Raw genomic sequence first — 21,473 nt, 5'->3', positions numbered from 1 at the left:
CTTCCAAAGTTGCCATCCCGGGTGCGACCGCTTAGGCTCGGGCCGGCATAGCAACGGGATGAGGAGCCAGCATGTTGTCCGTTCTCAGCCGCGCCCGCAAGTCGCTGGGCCGCGCCGCGGTCGCGCTTGCGGCCCTGGCAGTCGCCGCGTGTGAGCCCGTCACCACGGCCGGCAGCGGCCCTGCGGTGGACAGGTCGCAACCGGTGCCGGTCGCGCTGCTCGTGCCCGCGGGATCGGGCCAGGCGAGCGACGAACTCCTCGCCCGCAGCCTCCAGAACGCGGCCCGTCTGGCGGCCGCCGATCTCGGCAACGTGCAGATCGACCTCCGGGTCTACAACACCGCCGGACAGCCGTCGCGCGCCGCAACGGTCGCCGCTCAGGCCGTCGAAGAGGGGGCGAGGATCATCCTCGGCCCGGTCTTCGCCCAGGAGGCCAACGCCGTGGGCGCCGCCGTGGCCCCCAGCGGCGTGAACGTGCTCAGCTTCTCGAACAATCCCGACATTGCCGGCGGCAATGTCTTCGTCCTCGGTCCGACCTTCCAGAACACCGCCAACCGGCTCTCGCGCTATGCCGTCAGCCAGGGCAGCGGGCGGATCATGGTGGTGAACGATCGCAACACCGCCGGGCAACTCGGCCGGACGGCGGTCGAGCGGGCGGTCGCGCAATCGGGCGGCACACTGGTCGCGGCGATGGACTACGAGTTCTCGCAGAACGGCATCGTGTCGGCCGCACCCGGCATCGTCGAGCGCGCGAAGGCGAGCAACGCGCAGGCCCTGTTCCTCACCGCGGACACGGCGGGGGCATTGCCGCTCGTGACCCAGCTTCTGCGCGAGAACGGCCTGCCGGCGGACACGGCCCGTTTCATCGGTCTGACCCGCTGGGACATTCCCTCGGCCACGCTCTCGCTGCCGGGCGTCCAGGGCGGCTGGTTCGCCCTGCCCGATCCGGGCGTCTATGGCCAGTACGAGCAACGTTATCGCGCGGCCTACGGCGAGGCGCCGCATCCGATTTCGGGCCTTGCCTACGATGGCGTCGCCGCGGTCGGAGCGCTGCTCAAGCGCGGGGCATCCGACGGGCTCAGCGGCCGCGCCCTGACCCAAGGCTCTGGATTCGTCGGCGTGAACGGCATATTCCGGCTGCTCAGCGACGGCACCAACGAACGCGGATTGGCCGTCGCCCAGATCCGCAACAACCAGGTGGTAGTGATTGACCCCGCGCCGCGAAGCTTCGGTGGCGCCGGCTTCTGAGCCCGGCGCTTCGCAGGATCCGCTCTTTTCCGGGCTGATCCTGCCCCGCTCCCGCATCATCGACCCCGAGGCGCTGACGCGCAGCATCCTCGCCGAGATCGATGCGGTGTCTCCCACCGACCCGAAGGCCGCCCGCGCCATCGCCGTCCGCCAGATGACGGAGGCGAAGGCGGCGGGCAACCGCGCCCTTTCCGAGACCTTCGAGGCCCGCCCGCGCGAGGCCCGCGGCCTGATCCGCGCCCAGGCCGTGCTGACCGACGGGCTGGTCACCACCGCCCTCCGCGTCGCCTGCGAGCGGCTTCATCCGCTGCCAAACCCGACCGAGGCGGAGCGCGTGGCCGTCCTTGCCGTCGGCGGCTATGGCCGGGCCGAGATGGCGCCCCATTCCGATGTGGACCTGCTGTTCCTCACGCCCTGGAAGATGACCCCCTGGGCCGAGATGGTGATCGAGAGCATGCTCTACATGCTCTGGGACCTGCGGCTGAAGGTGGGCCATTCCAGCCGCACCGTCCGGGACTGCCTCCGCCTCGGGCGCGAGGACATCACGATCCGCACCGCCCTTCTCGAACATCGCTTCCTTGCCGGGCACGAGCCCCTCGCGCACGAACTCGACGAAAAGCTCTGGACCGACCTCTTCCGCGGAACCGGCCCCGAGTTCATCGACGCCAAGCTCGAGGAACGCGCCCAGCGCCACAAGCGGCAGGGCGGCCAGCGCTACGTGCTCGAACCCAACGTGAAGGAGGGCAAGGGCGGGCTGCGCGACCTCCAGACGCTCTACTGGATCGGGAAATATCTCAACCGCGTGCCCTCGGCCTCGGGTCTCGTGGCGGCGGGGCTGCTCACGCGCGACGAGTTCGAGACCTTCGAGCGCGCCGAGGCCTTCCTCTGGGCGGTGCGCTGTCACCTGCACTACATCACCGGCCGCGCGACCGACCAGCTCACCTTCGACATACAGGTCGAGGTGGCCTCACGCATGGGCTATGCCGACGTCCGCGGCCGCCGCGGGGTCGAGATCTTCATGCAGGACTACTTCCGCCACGCGACGCGCGTGGGCGAGCTGACCCGCGTCTTCCTCGCCCAGCTCGAGGCGCGCCACGAAAAGCGCGAGCCCAAGCTCATGGGTCTCTTCCGGCGCAAGAAGCGGCTGAAGCCGGGCTACAGCCTCGTGAACGGCCGGATCGACGTCAGCGACCCCAAGGCCTTCCTCGCCGACAAGCTGAACATCCTGCGCATCTTCGAGGAGGCGCTGCGCACCGGCCTGCTGATCCATCCCGGCGCCATGCGGATCATCGCGGCCAACCTGCATCTGATCGACGAGGAGATGCAGCACGACCGCGAGGCGAACCGGATCTTCCTCGACACGCTTCTGAAGCACGGCAACCCCGAGCGCGCGCTGCGCCGGATGAACGAACTGGGCGTGCTCGGCGCCTTCATCCCCGAGTTCGAGCGCATCGTCGCCATGATGCAGTTCAACGTCTACCATCACTACACGGTGGACGAGCACACCATCCAGTGCATCTCGACGCTGGCGCAGATCGAGCGGCACGAGCTGGACGAGGAACTGCCGATCGCCAACCGGATCCTGACCGAGGGGATCAACCGACGCGTCATCTATGTGGCGCTGCTCCTGCACGACATCGGCAAGGGCCGCCCCGAGGACCATTCGATCCTGGGCGCCCAGATCGCCCGCCGCGTCGCCCCCCGCTTCGGGCTGAACGCCGAGGAATGCGAGACGGTGGAATGGCTTGTCCGCTACCACTTGCTCATGTCCGACATGGCGCAAAAGCGCGACATCGGCGACCCTCGGACGGTGCGCGACTTCGCCAAGGCGGTGAAGTCGAAGAAGCGGCTTGACCTGCTGACCGTGCTTACCGTCTGCGACATCCGCGGCGTGGGGCCGGGCACCTGGAACAACTGGAAGGCCCAGCTTCTCCGCAAGCTCTACCGCGACACGGTGACGGCGCTGGACGCGGGGCTCGAGAGCCTGAACCGCGAGAACCGGGCCGACGAGGCCAAGCGCGCGCTGCGCGAGATGCTCGAGGACTGGGACCCGAAGGAGCTGAGGGCCGAACTTGCCCGTCACTACCCGCCCTACTGGCAGGCGCTCTCGAACGCAACACACGCGGTCTTCGCGCGGATGCTGCGGAACCTCGGCGAGGACGAGATCCGCATCGACCTCGACCCCGATCCCGACCGCGACGCCACCCGCGCCTGTTTCGCGCTGGCCGACCATCCGGGCATCTTCTCGCGGCTTGCGGGGGCGCTGGCGCTGGTGGGCGCGAATGTGGTGGACGCACGCACCTACACCACCAAGGACGGCTATGCGACGGCCGTCTTCTGGATCCAGGATGCCGAGGGCTCGCCCTACGAGATCAGCCGCCTGCCCCGCCTGACCAGCATGATCGACAAGACGCTCAAGGGCGAGGTCGTGGCCCGCGAGGCGCTGCGCGACCGCGACAAGGTGAAGAAGCGCGAGTCGCAGTTCCGCTTCCCCACCCACATCGCCTTCGACAACGAGGGGTCGGACATCTACACGATCATCGAGGTGGACACGCGCGACCGGCCCGGCCTGCTCTATGACCTGACGCGGACGCTGGCCGCCAACAACATCTACATCGCCTCGGCCGTGATCGCGACCTACGGGGCGCAGGTGGTGGACAGCTTCTATGTGAAGGACATGTTCGGCCTCAAGCTGCACCAGAAGACCCGGCAGGAGACGCTCGAGAAGAAGCTGCGCCAGGCGATCCTCGAAGGCGCGGAGCGGGCGCGGCAGTGAAACCGATCTCTCTTGCACGCGGCTTCCTGACGGTGGGCGGCTGGACGCTGCTCAGCCGCGGCGCGGGCTTTGCCCGCGACGTGATGATGGCGGCCTATCTGGGCGCGGGACCGGTGGCCGAGGCGTTCCTGATCGCCTTCTCGCTGCCCAACATGTTCCGCCGCTTCTTTGCCGAGGGCGCCTTCAACATGGCCTTCGTGCCGATGTTCGCCAAGAAGCTCGAGGGCGGCGAGGATGCCAAGGGCTTTGCGCGCGACGCCTTTTCCGGCCTCGCGGGGGTGCTGGTCGCCTTCACGCTCCTGGGCACGCTTCTCATGCCCTGGCTGGTGCTGGCGATGGCCTCGGGCTTTGCCGGGGACGCGCGCTTCGATCTCGCCGTCGAGTTCGGCCGGATCGCCTTTTCCTACATCCTCTTCATCTCGCTGGTGGCGCTGCTGTCCGGAGTGCTGAACGCCTTCGGCCGCTTCACCGAGGCGAGCTTCGTGCCGGTGCTGATGAACCTGATGTTCATCGCGGCCATGCTGCTGGCCGACCGGCTGGGCTGGGACATGGGCCTGACGCTCGCCTGGACGGTGCCGGTGACGGGCGTCGCGCAGTTCCTGTTCACCTGGTTTGCCGCCAGCCGCGCGGGCTTCACGCTCTGGCCGCACCTGCCGCGCCTGACGCCGGAGCTGAAGCGGCTGGCGGTGATCGCCGCGCCCGCGGTGCTGGCGGGGGGCGTGGTTCAGGTGAACCTGCTTGTGGGGCGTCAGGTGGCCAGCTTCACCGAGGGCGCCGTCGCTTGGCTCTCTTACGCCGACCGGCTCTACCAGCTGCCGCTGGGGGTGGTGGGCATCGCCATAGGAACGGTCCTTCTGCCCGATCTCTCGCGGAGGCTGCGGGCCGGCGACGAGGCCGGAAGCCGCGCCTCGTTCAACCGGGGAACCGAGTTCGCGCTGATGCTGACCCTGCCGGCGGCGGTGGCGCTGGTGATGATCGCGCTGCCTCTGACGCAGGTGCTGTTCGAGCGCGGGGCCTTCGGGCCCGAAGACAGCTGGAACACCGCGCTGGCGCTGGCGGCCTACGGCCTCGGGCTGCCGGCCTTCGTCCTGCACAAGGTTCTGCAACCACTCTATTACGCCCGCGAGGATACGCGGCGGCCGTTCTACTATGCCGTGGTCTCGATGGGCGTGAATCTCGCCTTCGCGGTCGGCCTGATGCCGGTGCTGGGCTTTCTCGCCGCGGCCCTGGCGACGACCGTCTCGGGCTGGGTCATGGTCTGGCAACTCTGGGCGGGGTCGCGCGGCATGGGCGCGGCCACCCGCCTCGACGAGCGGCTGAGGGCGCGGCTGCCCCGGATCATCGCGGCCTCGATCTTCATGGGGTTGGTGCTTTACGGGGCGCACCAGATCCTCGGGCCGTTCCTCGGCGATCCCGGCTGGCGCTACCCGGCCCTCGCCCTGCTCGTGGCCACGGGGATCGTCAGCTACTTCGGCGCAGGCGCCGCGATCGGAGCCTTCCGCCTCTCGGATCTGCGCACGCTTCGCCGGCGGGGCTGAGGACGCCTCAGCGCCGGCGGATCATGTCCCTCACGCGGGCCCAGCCGCCGGGGCTGACGGCGAAGGAGATCAGGAAGCCCGTGACAAAGCCCGCGAGATCGGCCACCCATTCGTAGCCGCCGCCAAACAGCAGCCCGAAGACAAGCTGGATGCCGAGCAGCAACCCGATCAGGGTGAAGGCGCGGTAGCGGTTGCCGCCTGTCGTGGCGAGCCGGGTCCAGAGCAGGAAGGTGAAGGCGCCCACCAGCCCGTAGTCGGCCGGATAGGCGCCGATCAGCGGCGCCCTCACCCCCGGCAGCGCGGTGTAGGCCAGCGCCCCCGCGACGGCCGAGCCGAGGAAGACCGCCGCCACCGCCCAGGGCCGGAACACCTCACCCACCATCTTCCCAAGCGCGAGCAGGATCACCACCGCCATCAGCGCATGGAGGAAGGTGGCGTGGACGAGCGGATAGGTCACCAGCCGGATCATCCCCTGCCAGGGGAAGGTCTGGGTCTCGATCATCGCGCGCATCAGGTCGGGCGAGAAGGCGAACCGCTGCCACGCATCCAGCCGCCAGCCCGCCCCCGCACCGCCCCCCACGATCCCGCTCGCCCCCAGCGCCACGACCGCCTCCACGGCGATGATCGGCAGGGCGAGCAGCCAGACCACGGCCGGCAGCGGATTGACCGGCGGGGCGTTGTAATTGTCGCGCATGGGCACCCTCGTCTGGCGCGGGCGGTCACATTGACGGCCCCTGCCCCGGGGGATAAGGCCAATGGCACCCTTTTACCAGACGGAGCCAACCATGACCGAGCCGGTCCAAACGCCTCAGGTCTTCCCCACCCGGGTCTTCTCCGGCATCCAGCCCTCGGGCGGGCTGACGCTGGGCAACTATCTCGGCGCGCTGAAGCGGTTCGCCGACATGCAGAAGGACGGGGTCGAGACCATCTACTGCGTCGTCGACATGCACGCCATCACCGTCTGGCAGGATCCCGCCAAGCTGCGCCAGCAGACCCGCGAGATCGCGGCGGCCTTCATCGCCGCGGGCGTCGATCCGGTGCGCTCGATCCTCTTCAACCAGAGCCAGGTGACGGCCCATGCCGAGCTGGCCTGGATCTTCAACTGCGTGGCCCGCATGGGCTGGATGAACCGCATGACGCAGTGGAAGGACAAGGCGGGCAAGAACGCCGAAGCGGCCTCGCTCGGCCTCTTTGCCTATCCCGCGCTGATGGCTGCGGACATCCTCGCCTATCGCGCGACCCATGTGCCGGTGGGCGAGGACCAGAAGCAGCATGTGGAGCTGACCCGCGACATCGCGATCAAGTTCAACAACGACTTCGGCGTGAACTTCTTCCCCGTGACGGAGCCCGTGATCGAGGGTGTGGCGACCCGCGTCATGAGCCTGCGGGACGGCACCAGGAAGATGTCGAAATCCGATCCCTCGGACCAGAGCCGGATCAACATGACGGACGATGCCGACACGATCACGCAGAAGATCCGCAAGGCCAAGACCGATCCCGAGCCGCTTCCCGACACGATCGACGGGCTGAAGGACCGGCCCGAGGCGCGCAACCTCGTGAACATCTACGCCGCGCTCTCCCAATCCACGCCCGAGGCGGTCGTGGCCGAGTTCGCGGGCGCGCAGTTCGGCACCTTCAAGCCGAAGCTGGCCGAGCTGGCCGTCTCGGTGATGGCGCCGATCTCGTCCGAGATGAACCGGCTGATGGCCGATCCCGCCGAGATCGACCGCATCCTCGGCGCGGGCGCTGACCGGGCCGACGCGCTGGCGCGGCCGATCCTAGAGCAGGTCTATGACATCGTCGGGATGATCCGCTCGCGGCGGGTGTGAATGGGCAGCGGCCGGCAAGAAGGCTGACACGGGCGCGGGTGCCTGAAACCCGCGCCTTTTTCATGCAGGGGACAGGTGCCGGAGGAACGGCCGGCACCGACCCCGGCCGGATCCGCGGAGCCTTCGCTGCGGGCCGCCCGTTCGACCGCCGAGCCTAGCGGAGGCTGGCTGCCGCGAGGATCGCGCCCGGCCCCTCGTTCTGCAGGATCACGGCGACGGGCTCGGGCCCCGCGGCGCGGGCGTCGATGGCCAGGGGCGCCTGACCGCCCCAGTCGCCCACGACCTCCCACGAGGTCACGATGTTGCGGTAGGTCACGGTCCGGCCCTCGTTCTCGCCGTGCTTGATGGCGACCGTCTCCTCGGGCCGGTAGCGCACCAGCTGGACGCGCACCGCCTGATCCAGCGGGGGATCGGCCTCGGCGCGGATGCGCAGAACATCGCCCTCGCGTTCGAGCCAGAGACCCACGCGCTCGGCCTTCTGCATGTGCTTGAGGATCAGCGCGGCCACCTTCTCGGGCGCGTTGCCCTCGACACGGTCCACACCACCGACAATCATCTGCGGCGTGTAGATCGTGCGGCTTCCCACGGCGCGGGCGTAGGACTTCTGGCGTTGCGTGAACCGCGGGTCGGCGAACTGGTCCTCCCAGCCGATGTAATCCCAGTAATCGACATGAAGCGCGAGGGGGATCAGGCGGGGGTCCGAGGCCAGCGCCGCAAGAAACGCATCCGCCGGCGGGCAGGACGAGCAGCCCTGCGACGTGAACAGCTCGACAACCACGCCGGTGTGCGACTGCGCCTGAGCGAGGCCTGCAATGCCCAGCGAAAGGGCGCAAGCGGCGCCGAGCGTCCATCGCATCTGCATGAGGTCTCCCTGTTCTCTGTCCCCCGTTCTAGCCCTGCCTGCCGCACCCGTTCCAATCAAGGTTTTGCGAGGCTGACCCGCGAAAAAGCCGCAGGATGACACTGGATTTTCGGCATACATCAGTATACAACGCCGCCATCTCCCTTGCGCGACCATGCCCGGTGGGGCAAAACGCGCTCGGAGCACCAAGCCCAACCCTCGCCACGGCGCCAGGAGGACCGAATGACCGTCATCGTCGGACACGACAGCCAGAAGACCCGCAAGACCCTCAGCGTCGGCGGCTCGAGCTATGCCTATTACTCGATCCCGGCGGCAGAGGAAGCCGGTCTCGGCCAGTTCTCGCGCCTGCCCGCCGCGCTGAAGGTGGTGCTGGAAAACATGCTGCGCTTCGAGGACGGCAAGACGGTGTCGGTCGATGACATCCGCGCCTTCTCGGAATGGGGCGCGAACGGCGGCCGCAACCCGCGCGAGATCGCCTATCGCCCGGCGCGCGTTCTGATGCAGGACTTCACCGGCGTGCCGGCCGTGGTGGACCTGGCCGCGATGCGCGACGGGATCCTGGGCCTTGGCGGCAACGCGCAGAAGATCAACCCGCTGAACCCGGTCGATCTGGTCATCGACCACAGCGTGATGATCGACGAATTCGGCACGCCGCGCGCCTTCCAGATGAACGTGGACCGCGAGTATGAGCGGAACATGGAGCGCTACACCTTCCTGAAATGGGGGCAGAAGGCGTTCAATAACTTCCGCGTGGTGCCGCCGGGCACCGGCATCTGCCATCAGGTGAACCTGGAATATCTCGCCCAGACCGTCTGGACCGACAGCGATCAGGACGGGATGGAAGTGGCCTATCCCGACACGCTCGTCGGCACCGATTCGCACACCACGATGGTCAATGGCCTTGCGGTCCTCGGCTGGGGCGTGGGCGGGATCGAGGCCGAGGCCGCGATGCTCGGCCAGCCGGTCTCGATGCTGATCCCCGAAGTCGTGGGCTTCAAGCTGACCGGCCAGATGGTCGAGGGCACGACGGCCACCGACCTCGTGCTCAAGGTCGTGCAGATGCTGCGCAAGAAGGGCGTGGTGGGCAAGTTCGTCGAATTCTACGGCGAAGGGCTCGACCACCTGCCGCTGGCGGACCGCGCGACGATTGCCAACATGGCACCGGAATATGGCGCGACCTGCGGCTTCTTCCCGATCGACGGCGAGACGCTGCGCTACCTGCGCCAGACGGGCCGCGACGAGGCCCGCATCGCGCTGGTCGAAGCCTACGCCAAGGCCAACGGCATGTGGCGGGATGCGGATTACGAGCCGATCTACACCGACACGCTGCATCTCGACATGGGCGAGATCGTGCCCGCCATCTCGGGCCCCAAACGCCCGCAGGACTACCTGCCGCTGACCGACGCCAAGGCCTCGTTCGCGCGTGAGATGGAGGCCTCGTTCAAGCGCCCGATCGGCAAGGAAGTCCCGGTTCAGGGCGAGGATTACACCATGTCCTCGGGCAAGGTGGTGATCGCCTCGATCACCTCCTGCACCAACACCTCGAACCCCTATGTGCTGATCGGCGCGGGCCTCGTGGCGCGGAAGGCCCGCGCGCTGGGGCTGAACCGCAAGCCCTGGGTCAAGACCTCGCTCGCCCCCGGATCGCAGGTCGTTTCGGAATATCTCGAAGCGGCAGGCCTGCAGGAGGATCTGGACGCCATCGGCTTCAACCTCGTGGGCTACGGCTGCACCACCTGCATCGGCAACTCGGGCCCGCTGCAGCCGGAAATCTCGGCCGCGATCAACGAGGGCGACCTCGTGGCCGCCGCGGTGCTCTCGGGCAACCGCAACTTCGAGGGCCGGATCTCGCCCGACGTGCGGGCGAACTACCTCGCCTCGCCGCCGCTGGTGGTGGCCTATGCGCTGGCCGGTGACATGAACATCGACCTGACCTCCGAGCCGCTGGGCATGGGCTCCAACGGGCCGGTCTATCTCAAGGACGTCTGGCCGACCAACGCCGAGATCGCCGAACTGGTCGACCGCTGCGTGACCCGCGAGGCCTTCCAGGCGAAATACGCCGACGTGTTCAAGGGCGATGCCAAGTGGCAGGCGGTCGAGACCACCGACAGCGAGACCTACGACTGGCCGCCGACATCGACCTACATCCAGAACCCGCCCTACTTCCAGAACATGTCGAAGGAGCCGGGAGTCATCACCAACATCACCGGCGCGCGGGTGCTGGCGCTCCTGGGCGACATGATCACCACCGACCACATCTCGCCCGCGGGCTCGTTCAAGGAAACGACGCCGGCCGGGAAATATCTGGTGGACCGTCAGGTGGCCCCGCGCGAGTTCAACTCCTACGGCTCGCGGCGCGGCAACCACGAGGTGATGATGCGCGGCACCTTCGCCAACATCCGCATCAAGAACGAGATGCTGGACGGGGTCGAGGGCGGCTACACCCTCGGGCCGGACGGACAGCAGACCTCGATCTTCGACGCCTCGATGGCCTACCAGGCGGCCGGGACGCCCTTGGTGATCTTCGGCGGCATCGAATATGGCGCGGGCTCCAGCCGCGACTGGGCCGCCAAGGGCACGGCGCTTCTGGGGGTGAAGGCGGTGATCGCCGAAAGCTTCGAGCGCATCCACCGCTCGAACCTCGTGGGCATGGGCGTGATCCCGTTCGAGTTCACCGAAGGCCAGAACCGCAAGTCGCTGGGTCTGACGGGCGCGGAAGTGATCTCGATCGAGGGGCTCGAGGGCGACCTGAAGCCGCTTTCGCTCGTGCCCTGCACCATCACCTATGCCGACGGGACGGTGAAGACCATCCAGCTCAAGTGCCGGATCGATACCGAGATCGAGATTGAATATGTCGAGCACGGGGGTGTGCTGCACTACGTGCTGCGCGACCTCGCCTCGGCCTGAGAACGGATCTGAACGCGATGCGCCCCGGTCGAAAGGCCGGGGCGTTCTGCTGCGCGGGCCGGGCGATGGCGCGACAGGATCGACCGTCGGAGCCTCCGGCGGGGATATTTGGGCCAGAATGAAAGCCGGCGGATGCGCCTTCGGGCGCGGAGGCCCTCAGTTCGTGGGTGCGGCGGCCTTTTCCATCGCGGGGCGGATGGTCTCCTGCAGCGTCCGCTCGGTCACGGGACCGGGGAAGCGCAGGATGATGCGTCCTTCGCCGTCGATCACATAGGTCTCGGGCACGCCATAGACGCCCCAGTCGAGCGCCATGCGGCCGTTCGGGTCGGCGCCCATCGTGGCGTAGGGATTGCCGAGTTCCGCAAGGAAAGCCTGAGCGTTCTCGGGCTTGTCCTTGTAGTTCACACCGTGGATCGCCACACCCTCGGCCGCGAGCTTCTCGAGCGTCGGTGCCTCGACCCGGCAGGGCGCGCACCAGCTCGCCCAGTAGTTCACGAGCTTCACCCCCGGCTCGCGCAGGGTTGCGTCGGTAAAGGGCGCGGCGCCGGTCATCCCGGTCAGCTGCACGGCGGGTGCCGGCTTGCCCGCGAGCGCGGAGGGCAGCTCATCGGGGTTCTCGCGCTGCATGCCGAGGAAGAAGGTGGCCGCCAGCCCCGCAAAGAGCAGCGGCGGCACGAGCATCAGCGCCTTAGCCATCCGTCCGCCCCTGACGCCGTTCGACGTCGCGCAGCAGCCGCCGCACCCGCGCGCCCCGCCACAGCGACAGCACGACAAGCGCGCCGAGAAGCGCGAGGGAGGCGCCGTAGGCGGTCAGCACCGAGAAGGCGTATTTGCCCAGATCCGGCATCATGCCATCCGCTCCCGCGCGAGCAGCGCCTGGACGCGGCGGACGCGGATCTCGGTCCGGGTGCGCAGCAGCACGAGCGTCAGGAAGAGCAGGACGAAGCCGCCGATGCAGACGAGGAGCGGGAAGTAGAAGACATCCGCCACATTCTCTTCCTTGTCGAGCGAGAGCGAGGCGCCCTGATGCAGCCCCTGGTTCCAGAAGTTCACCGCATAGCGGCTGAGGACGGCGAAGACCGAGCCGACGATGCAGAGCACCGAAGTCAGATCCGCCGCCGTATCCGGGTTCTCGATCGCCTGCCAGAGCGCGATGTAGCCGAGGTAGAAGAGCGCGAGGATCAGGAACGAGGTCAGCCGCGGATCCCAGGCCCACCAGGTGCCCCACATCGGCTGGCCCCAGACCGCGCCGGTGACGAGCGCGACCAGGGTGAAGGTCAGCCCCACAGGCCCGGCCGCCTTCGCGGCCAGCGCGGAGACATGGTGCCGGCGCACCAGCCAGATCAGCGAGGCGACCAGCATCATCAACCACGCGTTGATCGCCATCAGCGCCGAGGGCACATGCAGATAGATGATCTTGACGGTCGATCCCTGCTTGTAGTCATCGGGCGTGAAGAAGAACCCCCACACCAGCCCGACCAGCAGGCACAGCAGCGCCCCGGCCGCGGCCCAGGGCAGCGCGATGGAGGAGGTCTCCATGAACTTCTTCGGGTTGGCGTATTCCCAGATCGACATGGCCTTGGAGCTAGGCGGTTCCGTGCGCGGATTCAAGCCGCGAGTTCGTTACCTGAGATTTATCCTGACGGCTGCCGCTGAGGCGAAAGGTAGCAGGGCCGCCACGCCCGCCGTGATGCCTCCGAGGAGGAGGAAGGGGGTGGCGACATCCATGCCCGCGGCCCCTCTGCGCACGGCCTCGGCGCCGAAGACGAGCGTCGGGACATAGAGCGGCAGGACCAGCAGGCTGAGGAGCAACCCGCCGCGCTTCAACCCCACGGTGAGCGCCGCGCCGAAGGTGCCGATGACCGACAGCGCCGGCGTGCCGATGGCCAGCGAGGCCAGCAGGAGCGGGTAGCCGTCGGGCGGCAGGTTCATCAGCAGCCCGAGGAGCGGCGAGACCAGCGTGAGCGGCAGACCCGTGACGATCCAGTGGGCGGCGGCCTTGACCGCGACGACCCCTTCCAGCGGGATCGGCGCCGTGGCCAGCAGGTCGAGCGAGCCGTCCTCGTGATCGAGGGCGAAGATCCGGTCGAGCGAGAGCAGGCAGGCCAGCAGCGCCCCCACCCAGAGGATGCCGGGCGCGATCCGGGCCAGCGTCGCGGGCTCGGGCCCGACGCCGAGGGGCACGAGAACCGCCACCAGCAGGAAGAAGGCCAGCCCGAGGCCGAAGCCCCCCCCGGCCCTCAGCGCAAGACGAAGATCCCGGAGGAGAAGCGCGATCATGCCGTCACTCCGGCAAACGGGTCGTCGTCGGTCCCGGGCCCGGCGGAGGCTGGGGACCGGGCGCGGCAGGGCGTCAGGTCCAGCACCTCGGCCTCGGCCAGCCCGAGGTCGATGTGGGTGGCCATGAGGGCCGAGCCGCCCGAGGCCAGATGCTCGCGCACGACCGTTCCGAAGAGCGCGACGGAGGCCACGTCGAGCGAGACCGTCGGCTCGTCCAGCACCCAGAGCGGCCGCCCCGTCACCAGCAACCGCGCGAGCCCGAGACGCCGCTTCTGGCCGGCCGAGAGATTCTGCGCCTGCCGATCGGCGAGCGCCGCGAGGTTCATCCGCTCCATCGCGCGGGAAACCTCGTCGGTGCCGTAGATCGCGGCCCAGAAGGCGAGGTTCTCGGCCACGGTCAGCGTAGCCTTGAGCCCGTCGGCATGGGCCGCATAGGCCACGGACTCGGGCGCCATCGACACGTCGCCCGCCACCGCCGGCTGCAGGCCCGCCACCGTGCGCAGCAGGGTGGTCTTGCCGATCCCGTTCGGCCCCCGGAGGATCAGCGCCGCGCCCGCCGCAAGCCGGAAGTTCACGCGCTCGAGCACGGTCACGCCGCCACGGGCGCAGGCGAGGTCGGTGACGGTCAGGTCCATGCCCCCGCCCTAGCGCATCCCGCGCGGCAGCGGAAGGGTCGCCGGACCGGGGTCGCGCGAGGGTGCAGGGCTCCCCATCCGGCGCGTGCCAGATCAGACGGGCAGCAGCGCGATGGCGACGCGGCGGCCTTCGGAGAGGAGGACGTTGTAGGTCCGGCAGGCGGCGGGCGAGGACATGGTCTCGACCCCGACACCGGCCTCTTCCAGAGCCGCCCGGAAGGCGCGAGGCACATGGGCCACGTCGGCGCCCATTCCCACGAAGAGCACGTCGATCCGGTCGGCGAGGGCCAGCGGGCCGGACGTGTCCTCGAGCCCGCCCCAGGGGCCGGCGCCCCAGGGCGAGATCAGGCAGGCCCCCTCCAGCACCTGCCCGCCGATGCGGAAATAGCCGGGGCCGTAGCCCTCGACGGGTCGGGCGCTGTCATAGGCAATCTCGGTCAGTCGCATCAGGGATCCTCCTCATCGGGCGCCGGGCCACCGGGGCGGCCCTGCGACAGCCGGCCCGGCGGCACGAGCCGGGCCGGGCGCGGTCGGGAACACAAGCGACCGCAACGGGCACTCTGCAAGCCGGTCCGCGAGGCACGGGGGCGGCGTCCCGCCGCCCCTTGCGTCACGCGTCGATGTTGGCGAACTGGGTGCCCGCCTTGCTGTCCTTCTTCGGCCCTCCGCGGTCAACGCCGAGATAGAGCACGATGTTCTTGGCCATGTAGATCGAGGAATAGGTTCCGATCACCACGCCAAAGGTGATGGCGAAGACAAAGCCGCGGATCACGTCGCCGCCGAAGACCAGCAGCGCGCTCAGCGCGATCAGCGTCGTCATCAGCGTCATGAGCGTCCGGCTCAGGGTCTCGTTGACCGACAGGTTCATCACGTCGCGCAGCGGCATCGACTTGTATTTCACGAGGTTCTCGCGAAGCCGGTCGAAGACCACCACCGTGTCGTTGATCGAATAGCCCAGAACGGTCAGAAGCGCCGCCACCGTCGTCAGGTCGAACCGGATCTGGAACAGCGCGAAGACCCCGATCGTCACGAGCACGTCATGGACCAGCGCCGCCACCGAGCCCACGGCGAACTGCCATTCGAACCTGAGCCAGATGTAGAAGGCGATGCCCGCACAGGCCGCCGCAACCGCCGTGATCGCCGACCAGATCAGCTCGGACGAGACCTTGGGCCCGACCGACTCGACCGACGGGAAGGTGATCGTGGGATCGACCGTCTGAAGCGCGGCCTCGACCGTCGCGATCTGCTCGGGCGTGATCGACTGGGTGTCGTCCTGCGCCCCGATGCGGACCATCGCGACATGCTGATCCTCGCGGAAGCCGGGGTCGAACACCTCGGTGATCGAGATGTCCCCAAGTTCGAGCCCCTGCAGCGCGGTGCGGTAGGCGCCCACATCCACGGGCTGGGTGGATTCGGTGCGGATCGTGGTGCCGCCGCGGAAGTCGATCCCGAAGTTCAGTCCCATCGTCAGCCACACGACGAGCGAGGCCACCATGAGGAACACCGAGAAGCCGAAGGTCAACGGCGCGGCGCGGAAGAAGTTGATGTTCGTCTTCTCGGGGCAGAGCTTGAGGCGGAAGGCCATGGGAACTCCTCAGACGACGATCGCACGCGGCCGCCGCCAGGCGAACCAGGTGGCGACAAGGATCCGGGTGACATAGACGGCCGTGAAGACCGAGGTGAAGATGCCGATGGTCAGCGTGACGGCAAAGCCCCGCACCGGACCCGCACCCACGAGGAACATGATGACGGCGACGAGGAAGGTGGTCGCGTTCGCGTCGAGGATCGCCGAGAAGGCCTTCTGAAAGCCAAGCTCGATGGCCCGCGCGGGCATCTTGCCCTGCCGCAGTTCCTCGCGGATGCGCTCGAAGATCAGCACGTTGGCATCGACCGCAACGCCGATGGTCAGCACGATTCCGGCGATGCCGGGCAGCGTCAGGGTCGCCCCGATCACGGACAGAAGCGCCAGGATCGCCATCATGTTGATCGCGAGCGCGATGTTGGCCAGCACGCCGAACCAGCCGTAGCTTGCGATCATGAAGGCCACGACGGCGATCATGCCGACGATGGCCGCGGTGCGGCCGGCATCGATGGAATCCTGCCCCAGCTCGGGGCCGATGGTGCGTTCCTCGAGGAAGGTCATCTCGGCCGGAAGCGCACCCGCGCGAAGCAGGACCGCGAGTTCCGTGGATTCCTCGACCGAAAAGTTGCCGGTGATGATGCCCGATCCGCCCGCGATATGGGCCTGAATCACCGGCGCCGAGATCACCTCGTCATCGAGAACGATCGCAAAGGGCTTGCCGATGTTCTGCGCGGTATAGTCGCCGAAGAGCCGCGCCCCCGAGGGGTTGAAGCGGAAGCTCACGGCCGGGCGGTTGTTCTGGTCGAACGAGGGCTGGGCATCGACCAACTCCTCGCCCGTCACGACGGGCGCGCGCTCGAGGACGTAGTAGATCCCCTGCTCGTTGGAGGCCGGCAGCACGAGGTCGCCACTGGCGCTTGGCGGCGCCTCGGCGGTGCGGCTCAGGACCGGGTGGAAGGTCAGCTTGGCCGTGGTACCGATCAGCGACTTGAGTTCGGCGGCCGAGCCGATGCCGGGGACCTGGATCAGGATCCGGTCCTCGCCCTGGCGCTGGATGGTGGGCTCGCGCGTGCCCACCTCATCGACACGCCGGCGGATGATCTCGAGGCTCTGCTGAACGGTCCGGCTGTCCATCGCCGTGCGCTCGGCATCCGTCAGGCGGATCACCAGCACGTCGTTCTGGCTCGACACCTCGATGTCGCTCTGCCCCATGCCGGTGAAGGAAATCACCGGCTGGGCCAGCTTGCGCGCGGCGTCCAGCGCGGCGGGCATCCCCTCGGGGCGCGAGATGGCGATGCGCAGCTCGCCCGCGGGGGCCGTCTGGCGTCGGATCGAGCCCACCTGGTCGCGCAGGCCGCGCAGAGCGTCGCGCACCTCGGGCCAGAGCCCGTCCATCCGGGCCTCATAGACATCCTCGACACGGACCTCGGCGAGCAGGTGCGCCCCGCCGCGAAGGTCGAGCCCGAGGTTGACGATGCTCGAGGGCAGCCAGTCGGGCCAGAGCGCCACCGCCTCCGCCTGCTCGGGGGTGGCGGTCCCCCCGGCCTTCTCGATGGCTGCAACCGCATCGTTGTGGGATTCGACACGGCCGTAGAGGAAGTTGGGCGCGGCGTAGAGGATCGCAAGGGCGCAGATGCCCCAGATCAGAACGCGCTTCCAAACGGGGAAATGGAGCATCTGGACCGGACCTTGGATCAGGCGGCGGCAGGTTCGGTCTTGGACATGACCTGCACGATGGTGGACTTCATCACGCGGACCTTCACGCCCTCGGCAATCTCGACGTCGATGATGCCGTCCTCATGGACCTTCACCACCTTGCCGACGATGCCGCCGCCGGTGAGAACCTGGTCACCGCGGCGCAGCGCCTCGACCATCGCCTTGTGTTCCTTCAGTTTCTTCTGCTGAGGACGGATCAGAAGGAAATACATGATCACGAAGATCAGGATGAGCGGCACGAAACTGGTGAAAGCGCCGGCAGCACCACCCGGAGCGGCGGCCTGAGCGAAGGCGGGGGTCACGAACATCATCGTCCTCTTGGATACACCCGGGGGTCAGGCCCGGACTTTGGCGGGGCGCACCCTAGCCGCGGGGTGCCGCGATGGCAAGCAAGCCATGGCGGCCCATATATGCGCGATCCCGCCCGTTCCAAGGCCGGTGCGCGGATCGGGTGCGGGCGGCGCGGGCCAAAGGTGGCTGTAACCGCCTGGATCGGGAACAGGCTTGGCCGCGCCCCGTTGCCCCTCGACACGCCCCGTCCGAAGGAGGAGACCCATGCACAGGACCATCACCCTCGCCGCCGCCGCGCTGCTCGCCGGCCCGGCCCTCGCCCAGCCCGCGCTGGCACAGGACGTGCCGCAACATGCCCACGATGCACAGGCCGCTCCCGGACAGGCGGGCTTCTCCGAGCGCCGGGCAACCTTCATCAACAGCGACGGCACCGCCATCGGCACCGCCCAGCTTGCGCCGCTGCCGCACGGCGTCCTCATCACGCTCGACCTGCAGGGCCTGCCGGCCGAGAGCTGGCTCGGCTTCCACATCCACGAGAACGGCGAGTGCGACCAGGGCAACAACTTCGAGTCCGCCGGCGGGCACTTCGCCCTCGCCGACACCGACCACGGGCTCATGGTCGAGACAGGCCCTCATGCCGGTGACATGCCCAACCAGTATGTCGGCGCCGACGGGATCCTGCGCGCGCAGGTCTTCAACACCTTCGTCCAGCTGGGCAGCGAGAACGACTCGGACCTCGTGGGCCGGGCGCTGATGCTTCATTCGGGGCCTGACGATTACGTGAGCCAGCCCGCCGGCGACGCGGGCGACCGCATTGCCTGCGCCGTCATCGAGTAGGACGGTCAACCCGCCGCGGAAGATTCCGGTTCACCTGGCGGAAGGGATCGGGCAATAGAGGCCCGATCCTCAAGCGAAGGTGAACCCATGCACGACATCCGCGCCATCCGCGAGAACCCCGACCGCTTCGACACCGCCCTTGCGCGGCGGGGCCTCTCGGCGCTCTCGGGCGAGATCCTTGCGATCGACGAGGCGCGGCGGTCGAAGATCCTGGCCGCCGAGACGGCGCAGGCCGAGCAGAACCGCGCCTCGAAGGACGTGGGCGCGGCCAAGGCGCGCGGCGACGAGGCCGAGTTCGAGCGGCTGCGCGCCCTGGTGGCCGAGAAGAAGGCCGAGATTGCCCGCCTGAACGAGGAGGCCGCGGCCGAGGATGCGCGGCTGCGCGACATGCTGGTGGCGCTGCCGAACCTGCCCCTCGACGATGTGCCGGACGGGCCCGACGAGAGCGCCAACGTCGAGATCCGCCGCTGGGGTGCGCCGCGCAGCTTCTCCTTCACGCCCAAGGAGCATTTCGAGATCGCCGGCGCGAAGCCCGGCATGGATTTCGCGACGGCGGCCAAGCTGTCGGGAAGCCGCTTCGTGATGCTGACGGGCGCGGTGATCCGCGTGCACCGGGCGCTCGCGCAGTTCATGCTCGACACCCATGTGGCCGAGCACGGGCTGACCGAGACCTGGACCCCGGTTCTCGTGAAGGACGAGGCCATGTTCGGCACCGGCCAGCTGCCCAAGTTCTCGGAGGACAGCTACCAGACCACGAACGGCTGGTGGCTGATCCCCACCGCCGAGGTGACCCTTACGAACACGGTGGCGGGCGAGATCCTCGAGGAAGCGCAGCTTCCGATCCGCATGACCGCCCATACCCAGTGCTTCCGCTCGGAAGCGGGCAGCGCGGGCAAGGATACGGCCGGCATGCTGCGCCAGCACCAGTTCGAGAAGGTCGAGATGGTCTCGATCACCACGCCCGAGACCTCGCGGGACGAGCATGAGCGCATGACCCGCTGCGCCGAGGCGATCCTCGAAAAGCTGGGCCTGCCCTATCGCACCATCGTGCTCTGCACCGGCGACATGGGCTTCGGCGCCACAAGGACGCACGACCTCGAGGTCTGGCTGCCGGGGCAGAACACCTACCGCGAGATCAGCTCGGTCTCGGTCTGCGGCGACTTTCAGGCGCGGCGGATGAACGCCCGTTTCCGGCCGGCCGGCGGCGGCAAGCCCGAGTTCGTGCACACGCTGAACGGCTCGGGCCTCGCGGTGGGGCGCTGCCTGATCGCCGTGCTCGAGAATGGCCAGCAGGAGGATGGCGCCGTGGAGCTTCCGGCCGTGCTGCATCCCTATCTGGGCGGCAAGGGGCGCATCGCAGCGGACGGCACGCTGGAGTGATCCCCGGCTGCCGCGCTGACACGGATGGTCCCCGCGGGGCCCTCCGTGGCGGCAGGTCAGCCGTTGCCCCAGATGACCTTGACGTAATTCTGCGTCTCCCGATAGGGTGGGATGCCCGAGTGCTTTTCGACCGCCTTCGGCCCGGCGTTGTAGGCGGCGAGCGCAAGCTGCCAGGTTCCGAACTTGTCAAACATCATCTTGAGGTAGCGCGCGCCACCCTCGAGATTCTGATGCGGATCGTTGATGTCCACGCGGAGGAGCTGCGCCGTGCCCGGCATGAGCTGCGCCAGCCCCGTGGCGCCCTTCACCGAAACCGCGCCCGGGTTCCAGCCCGATTCCTGCTGAACCAGCCGCAGGAACAGCTGTTCGGGCACGCCATGCTTCCGCGCGAGCGTCTTGGCAACCTCGAGATACTCGCCCTTGTAGCGCCCGCTGTAGCGGACCGCAGGCAGGGCCGCCGGAATCGGCTCGACCTTGGGCTTCAGCCGGACCGAGCCCTCGTATTGCTGCGAGAGACGGCCGTCGAGAAGCCTCGTCTGTGACTTGAAGATGCCGGCCCGGTTCATCGTCGATCGCTGAAGAGTCTGCCCTTCGGCATGAACCTCGACGGGCACCACAGCCAGGCCAAGACCCAGGACCGCCGCGCCGACAGCACCGATCAATTGCCGCATGAAATCAACCTTCATCTGTCCCGCCGGGAACGTTATACGGAAACCCCCGATCTTCGCTACCGTTTTGACCACAACCCCTGCGGGAGTTTCCGGGGCATGGGCGGGCTCCCTCCCCCGAAGGAGGCAGCCGTTGCGGGTGCGGCCGGCTCGGTATAGGCATCCCTTAACCAGATCCGGGGCACCATGCCCCGGTCCAAGGAATCGGAGGAAGCATGGCGGGCTCGGTCAACAAGGTCATCATCATCGGCAATCTCGGCCGCGATCCCGAGGTTCGGAGCTTTCAGAACGGCGGGAAGGTCGTGAACCTGCGCATCGCCACATCCGAGCAGTGGCGCGACCGCGCCTCGGGCGAGCGGAAGGAGCGGACCGAGTGGCATTCGGTTGCGATCTTCGACGAGAACCTCGCCCGGGTGGCCGAGCAATATCTGCGCAAGGGCTCGACGGTCTATATCGAGGGCCAGCTCGAGACGCGGAAGTGGCAGGACCAGTCGGGCCAGGACCGCTACACGACCGAGGTCGTGCTGCGCCCGTTCCGCAGCGCCCTGACGATGCTCGGAGGCCGCGGAGACAGCGCGGGCTCCAGCGGCGGCTACGAAGACCGCGGCGGCTCGGAAAGCTACGACAACTTCGGAGGCTCCCGCGGCAACGCCCCCTCGGGTGGCGGTCGGCGGAGCGATCTGGATGACGAGATCCCGTTCTGAGGCATTGGCCTCAGGAATCGGAAGAAGGAACCCTTGACCGCGGCCCTGTTGCCGAGATGGTTAAGGGTTCGGGCGTTCTTGCGGGGCGGGAGTGACGAGGTGGGTCTTCCAGTGGAAGGACCGCCCGACGAACGCGGCGACCCCCAGGGCGGCGATGGCCTCATGGCGCTTGCGGGTATCGGAGGCGCCATCGGCGGCGACCTCCTCGGATCTGGTCGAAC

The 21,473-nt window shown here is 68.2% G+C and carries 20 protein-coding genes; 8 read left to right on the top strand and 12 right to left on the bottom strand.

Translation table 11 applies throughout. The features are described from left to right. Positions 1-71: 71 nt before the first annotated feature. The 3 genes from LV780_RS02040 to murJ are packed head-to-tail and all read left to right on the top strand — an operon-like array spanning position 72 to position 5,561. Positions 72-1,247 (top strand): penicillin-binding protein activator, encoded by a 1,176-nt coding sequence (locus LV780_RS02040; RefSeq protein WP_101340641.1) that lies wholly within the window; start codon positions 72-74, stop codon positions 1,245-1,247. Next, on the top strand, positions 1,231-4,023 hold the full coding sequence (locus LV780_RS02035) for a [protein-PII] uridylyltransferase (RefSeq protein WP_101340646.1): 2,793 nt from the start codon (positions 1,231-1,233) through the stop codon (positions 4,021-4,023). The genes LV780_RS02040 and LV780_RS02035 overlap by 17 nt, the downstream gene beginning before the upstream one ends. After that, a complete protein-coding gene (gene murJ, locus LV780_RS02030) occupies positions 4,020-5,561 on the top strand; it encodes a murein biosynthesis integral membrane protein MurJ (protein WP_101340640.1) in 1,542 nt (513 codons plus the stop codon). The genes LV780_RS02035 and murJ overlap by 4 nt, the downstream gene beginning before the upstream one ends. A 7-nt stretch (positions 5,562-5,568) precedes the next feature. Here the strand turns inward: murJ and LV780_RS02025 are convergent, their stop codons facing one another. Continuing rightward, a complete protein-coding gene (locus LV780_RS02025) occupies positions 5,569-6,255 on the bottom strand; it encodes a rhomboid family intramembrane serine protease (RefSeq protein WP_101340639.1) in 687 nt (228 codons plus the stop codon). Positions 6,256-6,346: 91 nt separating this feature from the next. On the opposite strand from LV780_RS02025, the gene trpS reads away from it, so the two are divergent. After that, positions 6,347-7,390, top strand: coding sequence for a tryptophan--tRNA ligase (trpS, locus tag LV780_RS02020; protein WP_011907523.1), 1,044 nt, complete (start codon positions 6,347-6,349; stop codon positions 7,388-7,390). A 154-nt stretch (positions 7,391-7,544) separates the two neighbouring features. Here the strand turns inward: trpS and LV780_RS02015 are convergent, their stop codons facing one another. Next, positions 7,545-8,252: a DUF1223 domain-containing protein gene (locus LV780_RS02015; protein ID WP_108220129.1), complete on the bottom strand. Its 708-nt coding sequence runs from the start codon at positions 8,250-8,252 to the stop codon at positions 7,545-7,547. A gap of 222 nt (positions 8,253-8,474) precedes the next feature. Here LV780_RS02015 and acnA point away from each other — a divergent pair, with 222 nt between their 5' ends. Next, on the top strand, positions 8,475-11,159 hold the full coding sequence (gene acnA, locus LV780_RS02010; protein WP_108220128.1) for an aconitate hydratase AcnA: 2,685 nt from the start codon (positions 8,475-8,477) through the stop codon (positions 11,157-11,159). A 156-nt stretch (positions 11,160-11,315) separates the two neighbouring features. Here acnA and LV780_RS02005 read toward each other — a convergent pair whose 3' ends face one another. The 9 genes from LV780_RS02005 to yajC all read right to left on the bottom strand — a co-directional run bounded on the left by LV780_RS02005 (position 11,316) and on the right by yajC (position 17,680). Then, positions 11,316-11,855, bottom strand: a complete 540-nt coding sequence (locus LV780_RS02005) for a DsbE family thiol:disulfide interchange protein (protein WP_108220127.1) — start codon at positions 11,853-11,855, stop codon at positions 11,316-11,318. After that, a complete protein-coding gene (gene ccmD / locus LV780_RS02000) occupies positions 11,848-12,009 on the bottom strand; it encodes a heme exporter protein CcmD (protein ID WP_108220126.1) in 162 nt (53 codons plus the stop codon). Before ccmD ends, LV780_RS02005 begins: the two co-directional genes overlap by 8 nt. Beyond that, positions 12,006-12,734 (bottom strand): heme ABC transporter permease, encoded by a 729-nt coding sequence (locus LV780_RS01995; protein ID WP_101340634.1) that lies wholly within the window; start codon positions 12,732-12,734, stop codon positions 12,006-12,008. The genes ccmD and LV780_RS01995 overlap by 4 nt, the downstream gene beginning before the upstream one ends. Before the next feature lie 48 nt (positions 12,735-12,782). Further along, a complete protein-coding gene (gene ccmB / locus LV780_RS01990; protein ID WP_011907517.1) occupies positions 12,783-13,439 on the bottom strand; it encodes a heme exporter protein CcmB in 657 nt (218 codons plus the stop codon). Continuing rightward, on the bottom strand, positions 13,436-14,074 hold the full coding sequence (ccmA, locus tag LV780_RS01985) for a heme ABC exporter ATP-binding protein CcmA (protein ID WP_108220125.1): 639 nt from the start codon (positions 14,072-14,074) through the stop codon (positions 13,436-13,438). Before ccmA ends, ccmB begins: the two co-directional genes overlap by 4 nt. Positions 14,075-14,167: 93 nt before the next feature. Next, positions 14,168-14,521, bottom strand: coding sequence for an Mth938-like domain-containing protein (locus LV780_RS01980; RefSeq protein ID WP_108220124.1), 354 nt, complete (start codon positions 14,519-14,521; stop codon positions 14,168-14,170). A gap of 163 nt (positions 14,522-14,684) precedes the next feature. Continuing rightward, the gene (secF, locus tag LV780_RS01975) at positions 14,685-15,659 is read right to left on the bottom strand and encodes a protein translocase subunit SecF (RefSeq protein ID WP_011907514.1); all 975 of its coding nucleotides are present in this window, start codon (positions 15,657-15,659) and stop codon (positions 14,685-14,687) included. A 9-nt stretch (positions 15,660-15,668) separates the two neighbouring features. Further along, on the bottom strand, positions 15,669-17,333 hold the full coding sequence (gene secD / locus LV780_RS01970) for a protein translocase subunit SecD (RefSeq protein WP_011907513.1): 1,665 nt from the start codon (positions 17,331-17,333) through the stop codon (positions 15,669-15,671). A 17-nt stretch (positions 17,334-17,350) separates the two neighbouring features. Continuing rightward, on the bottom strand, positions 17,351-17,680 hold the full coding sequence (gene yajC, locus LV780_RS01965; protein WP_011907512.1) for a preprotein translocase subunit YajC: 330 nt from the start codon (positions 17,678-17,680) through the stop codon (positions 17,351-17,353). 247 nt (positions 17,681-17,927) lie between these two features. Between yajC and LV780_RS01960 the strand changes: the two genes are divergently transcribed. Beyond that, on the top strand, positions 17,928-18,500 hold the full coding sequence (locus tag LV780_RS01960; RefSeq protein WP_108220123.1) for a superoxide dismutase family protein: 573 nt from the start codon (positions 17,928-17,930) through the stop codon (positions 18,498-18,500). 87 nt (positions 18,501-18,587) lie between these two features. Continuing rightward, positions 18,588-19,880 (top strand): serine--tRNA ligase, encoded by a 1,293-nt coding sequence (gene serS / locus LV780_RS01955; RefSeq protein ID WP_108220122.1) that lies wholly within the window; start codon positions 18,588-18,590, stop codon positions 19,878-19,880. 56 nt (positions 19,881-19,936) lie between these two features. Here the strand turns inward: serS and LV780_RS01950 are convergent, their stop codons facing one another. After that, positions 19,937-20,551 (bottom strand): lytic transglycosylase domain-containing protein, encoded by a 615-nt coding sequence (locus tag LV780_RS01950; protein ID WP_108220141.1) that lies wholly within the window; start codon positions 20,549-20,551, stop codon positions 19,937-19,939. A gap of 212 nt (positions 20,552-20,763) precedes the next feature. Between LV780_RS01950 and ssb the strand changes: the two genes are divergently transcribed. After that, positions 20,764-21,252 carry a single-stranded DNA-binding protein gene (ssb, locus tag LV780_RS01945; RefSeq protein WP_101340629.1) on the top strand — a complete coding sequence of 163 codons (489 nt, stop codon included), beginning with the start codon at positions 20,764-20,766 and terminating at the stop codon, positions 21,250-21,252. Positions 21,253-21,473 lie beyond the last annotated feature (221 nt).

Source organism: Cereibacter azotoformans (assembly GCF_021391315.1).
Lineage (GTDB): Bacteria > Pseudomonadota > Alphaproteobacteria > Rhodobacterales > Rhodobacteraceae > Cereibacter_A > Cereibacter_A azotoformans.
Note: the sequence above shows the minus strand (reverse complement) of the source record. Positions and strands in the feature narration are given on the sequence as shown.

Excerpts from the sequence above, each read along its gene's own strand:
- acnA (WP_108220128.1), top strand. The coding sequence starts at position 8,475 with ATGACCGTCATCGTCGGACACGACAGCCAGAAGACCCGCAAGACCCTC.
- LV780_RS02005 (WP_108220127.1), bottom strand. The coding sequence starts at position 11,855 with ATGGCTAAGGCGCTGATGCTCGTGCCGCCGCTGCTCTTTGCGGGGCTG.
- ssb (WP_101340629.1), top strand. The coding sequence starts at position 20,764 with ATGGCGGGCTCGGTCAACAAGGTCATCATCATCGGCAATCTCGGCCGC.
- LV780_RS02025 (WP_101340639.1), bottom strand. The coding sequence starts at position 6,255 with ATGCGCGACAATTACAACGCCCCGCCGGTCAATCCGCTGCCGGCCGTG.
- secD (WP_011907513.1), bottom strand. The coding sequence starts at position 17,333 with ATGCTCCATTTCCCCGTTTGGAAGCGCGTTCTGATCTGGGGCATCTGC.
- LV780_RS02040 (WP_101340641.1), top strand. The coding sequence starts at position 72 with ATGTTGTCCGTTCTCAGCCGCGCCCGCAAGTCGCTGGGCCGCGCCGCG.
- LV780_RS02015 (WP_108220129.1), bottom strand. The coding sequence starts at position 8,252 with ATGCAGATGCGATGGACGCTCGGCGCCGCTTGCGCCCTTTCGCTGGGC.
- ccmA (WP_108220125.1), bottom strand. The coding sequence starts at position 14,074 with ATGGACCTGACCGTCACCGACCTCGCCTGCGCCCGTGGCGGCGTGACC.
- ccmD (WP_108220126.1), bottom strand. The coding sequence starts at position 12,009 with ATGATGCCGGATCTGGGCAAATACGCCTTCTCGGTGCTGACCGCCTAC.
- secF (WP_011907514.1), bottom strand. The coding sequence starts at position 15,659 with ATGGCCTTCCGCCTCAAGCTCTGCCCCGAGAAGACGAACATCAACTTC.
- yajC (WP_011907512.1), bottom strand. The coding sequence starts at position 17,680 with ATGTTCGTGACCCCCGCCTTCGCTCAGGCCGCCGCTCCGGGTGGTGCT.
- LV780_RS01995 (WP_101340634.1), bottom strand. The coding sequence starts at position 12,734 with ATGTCGATCTGGGAATACGCCAACCCGAAGAAGTTCATGGAGACCTCC.
- LV780_RS01960 (WP_108220123.1), top strand. The coding sequence starts at position 17,928 with ATGCACAGGACCATCACCCTCGCCGCCGCCGCGCTGCTCGCCGGCCCG.
- LV780_RS01950 (WP_108220141.1), bottom strand. The coding sequence starts at position 20,551 with ATGCGGCAATTGATCGGTGCTGTCGGCGCGGCGGTCCTGGGTCTTGGC.
- serS (WP_108220122.1), top strand. The coding sequence starts at position 18,588 with ATGCACGACATCCGCGCCATCCGCGAGAACCCCGACCGCTTCGACACC.
- LV780_RS01980 (WP_108220124.1), bottom strand. The coding sequence starts at position 14,521 with ATGCGACTGACCGAGATTGCCTATGACAGCGCCCGACCCGTCGAGGGC.
- ccmB (WP_011907517.1), bottom strand. The coding sequence starts at position 13,439 with ATGATCGCGCTTCTCCTCCGGGATCTTCGTCTTGCGCTGAGGGCCGGG.
- trpS (WP_011907523.1), top strand. The coding sequence starts at position 6,347 with ATGACCGAGCCGGTCCAAACGCCTCAGGTCTTCCCCACCCGGGTCTTC.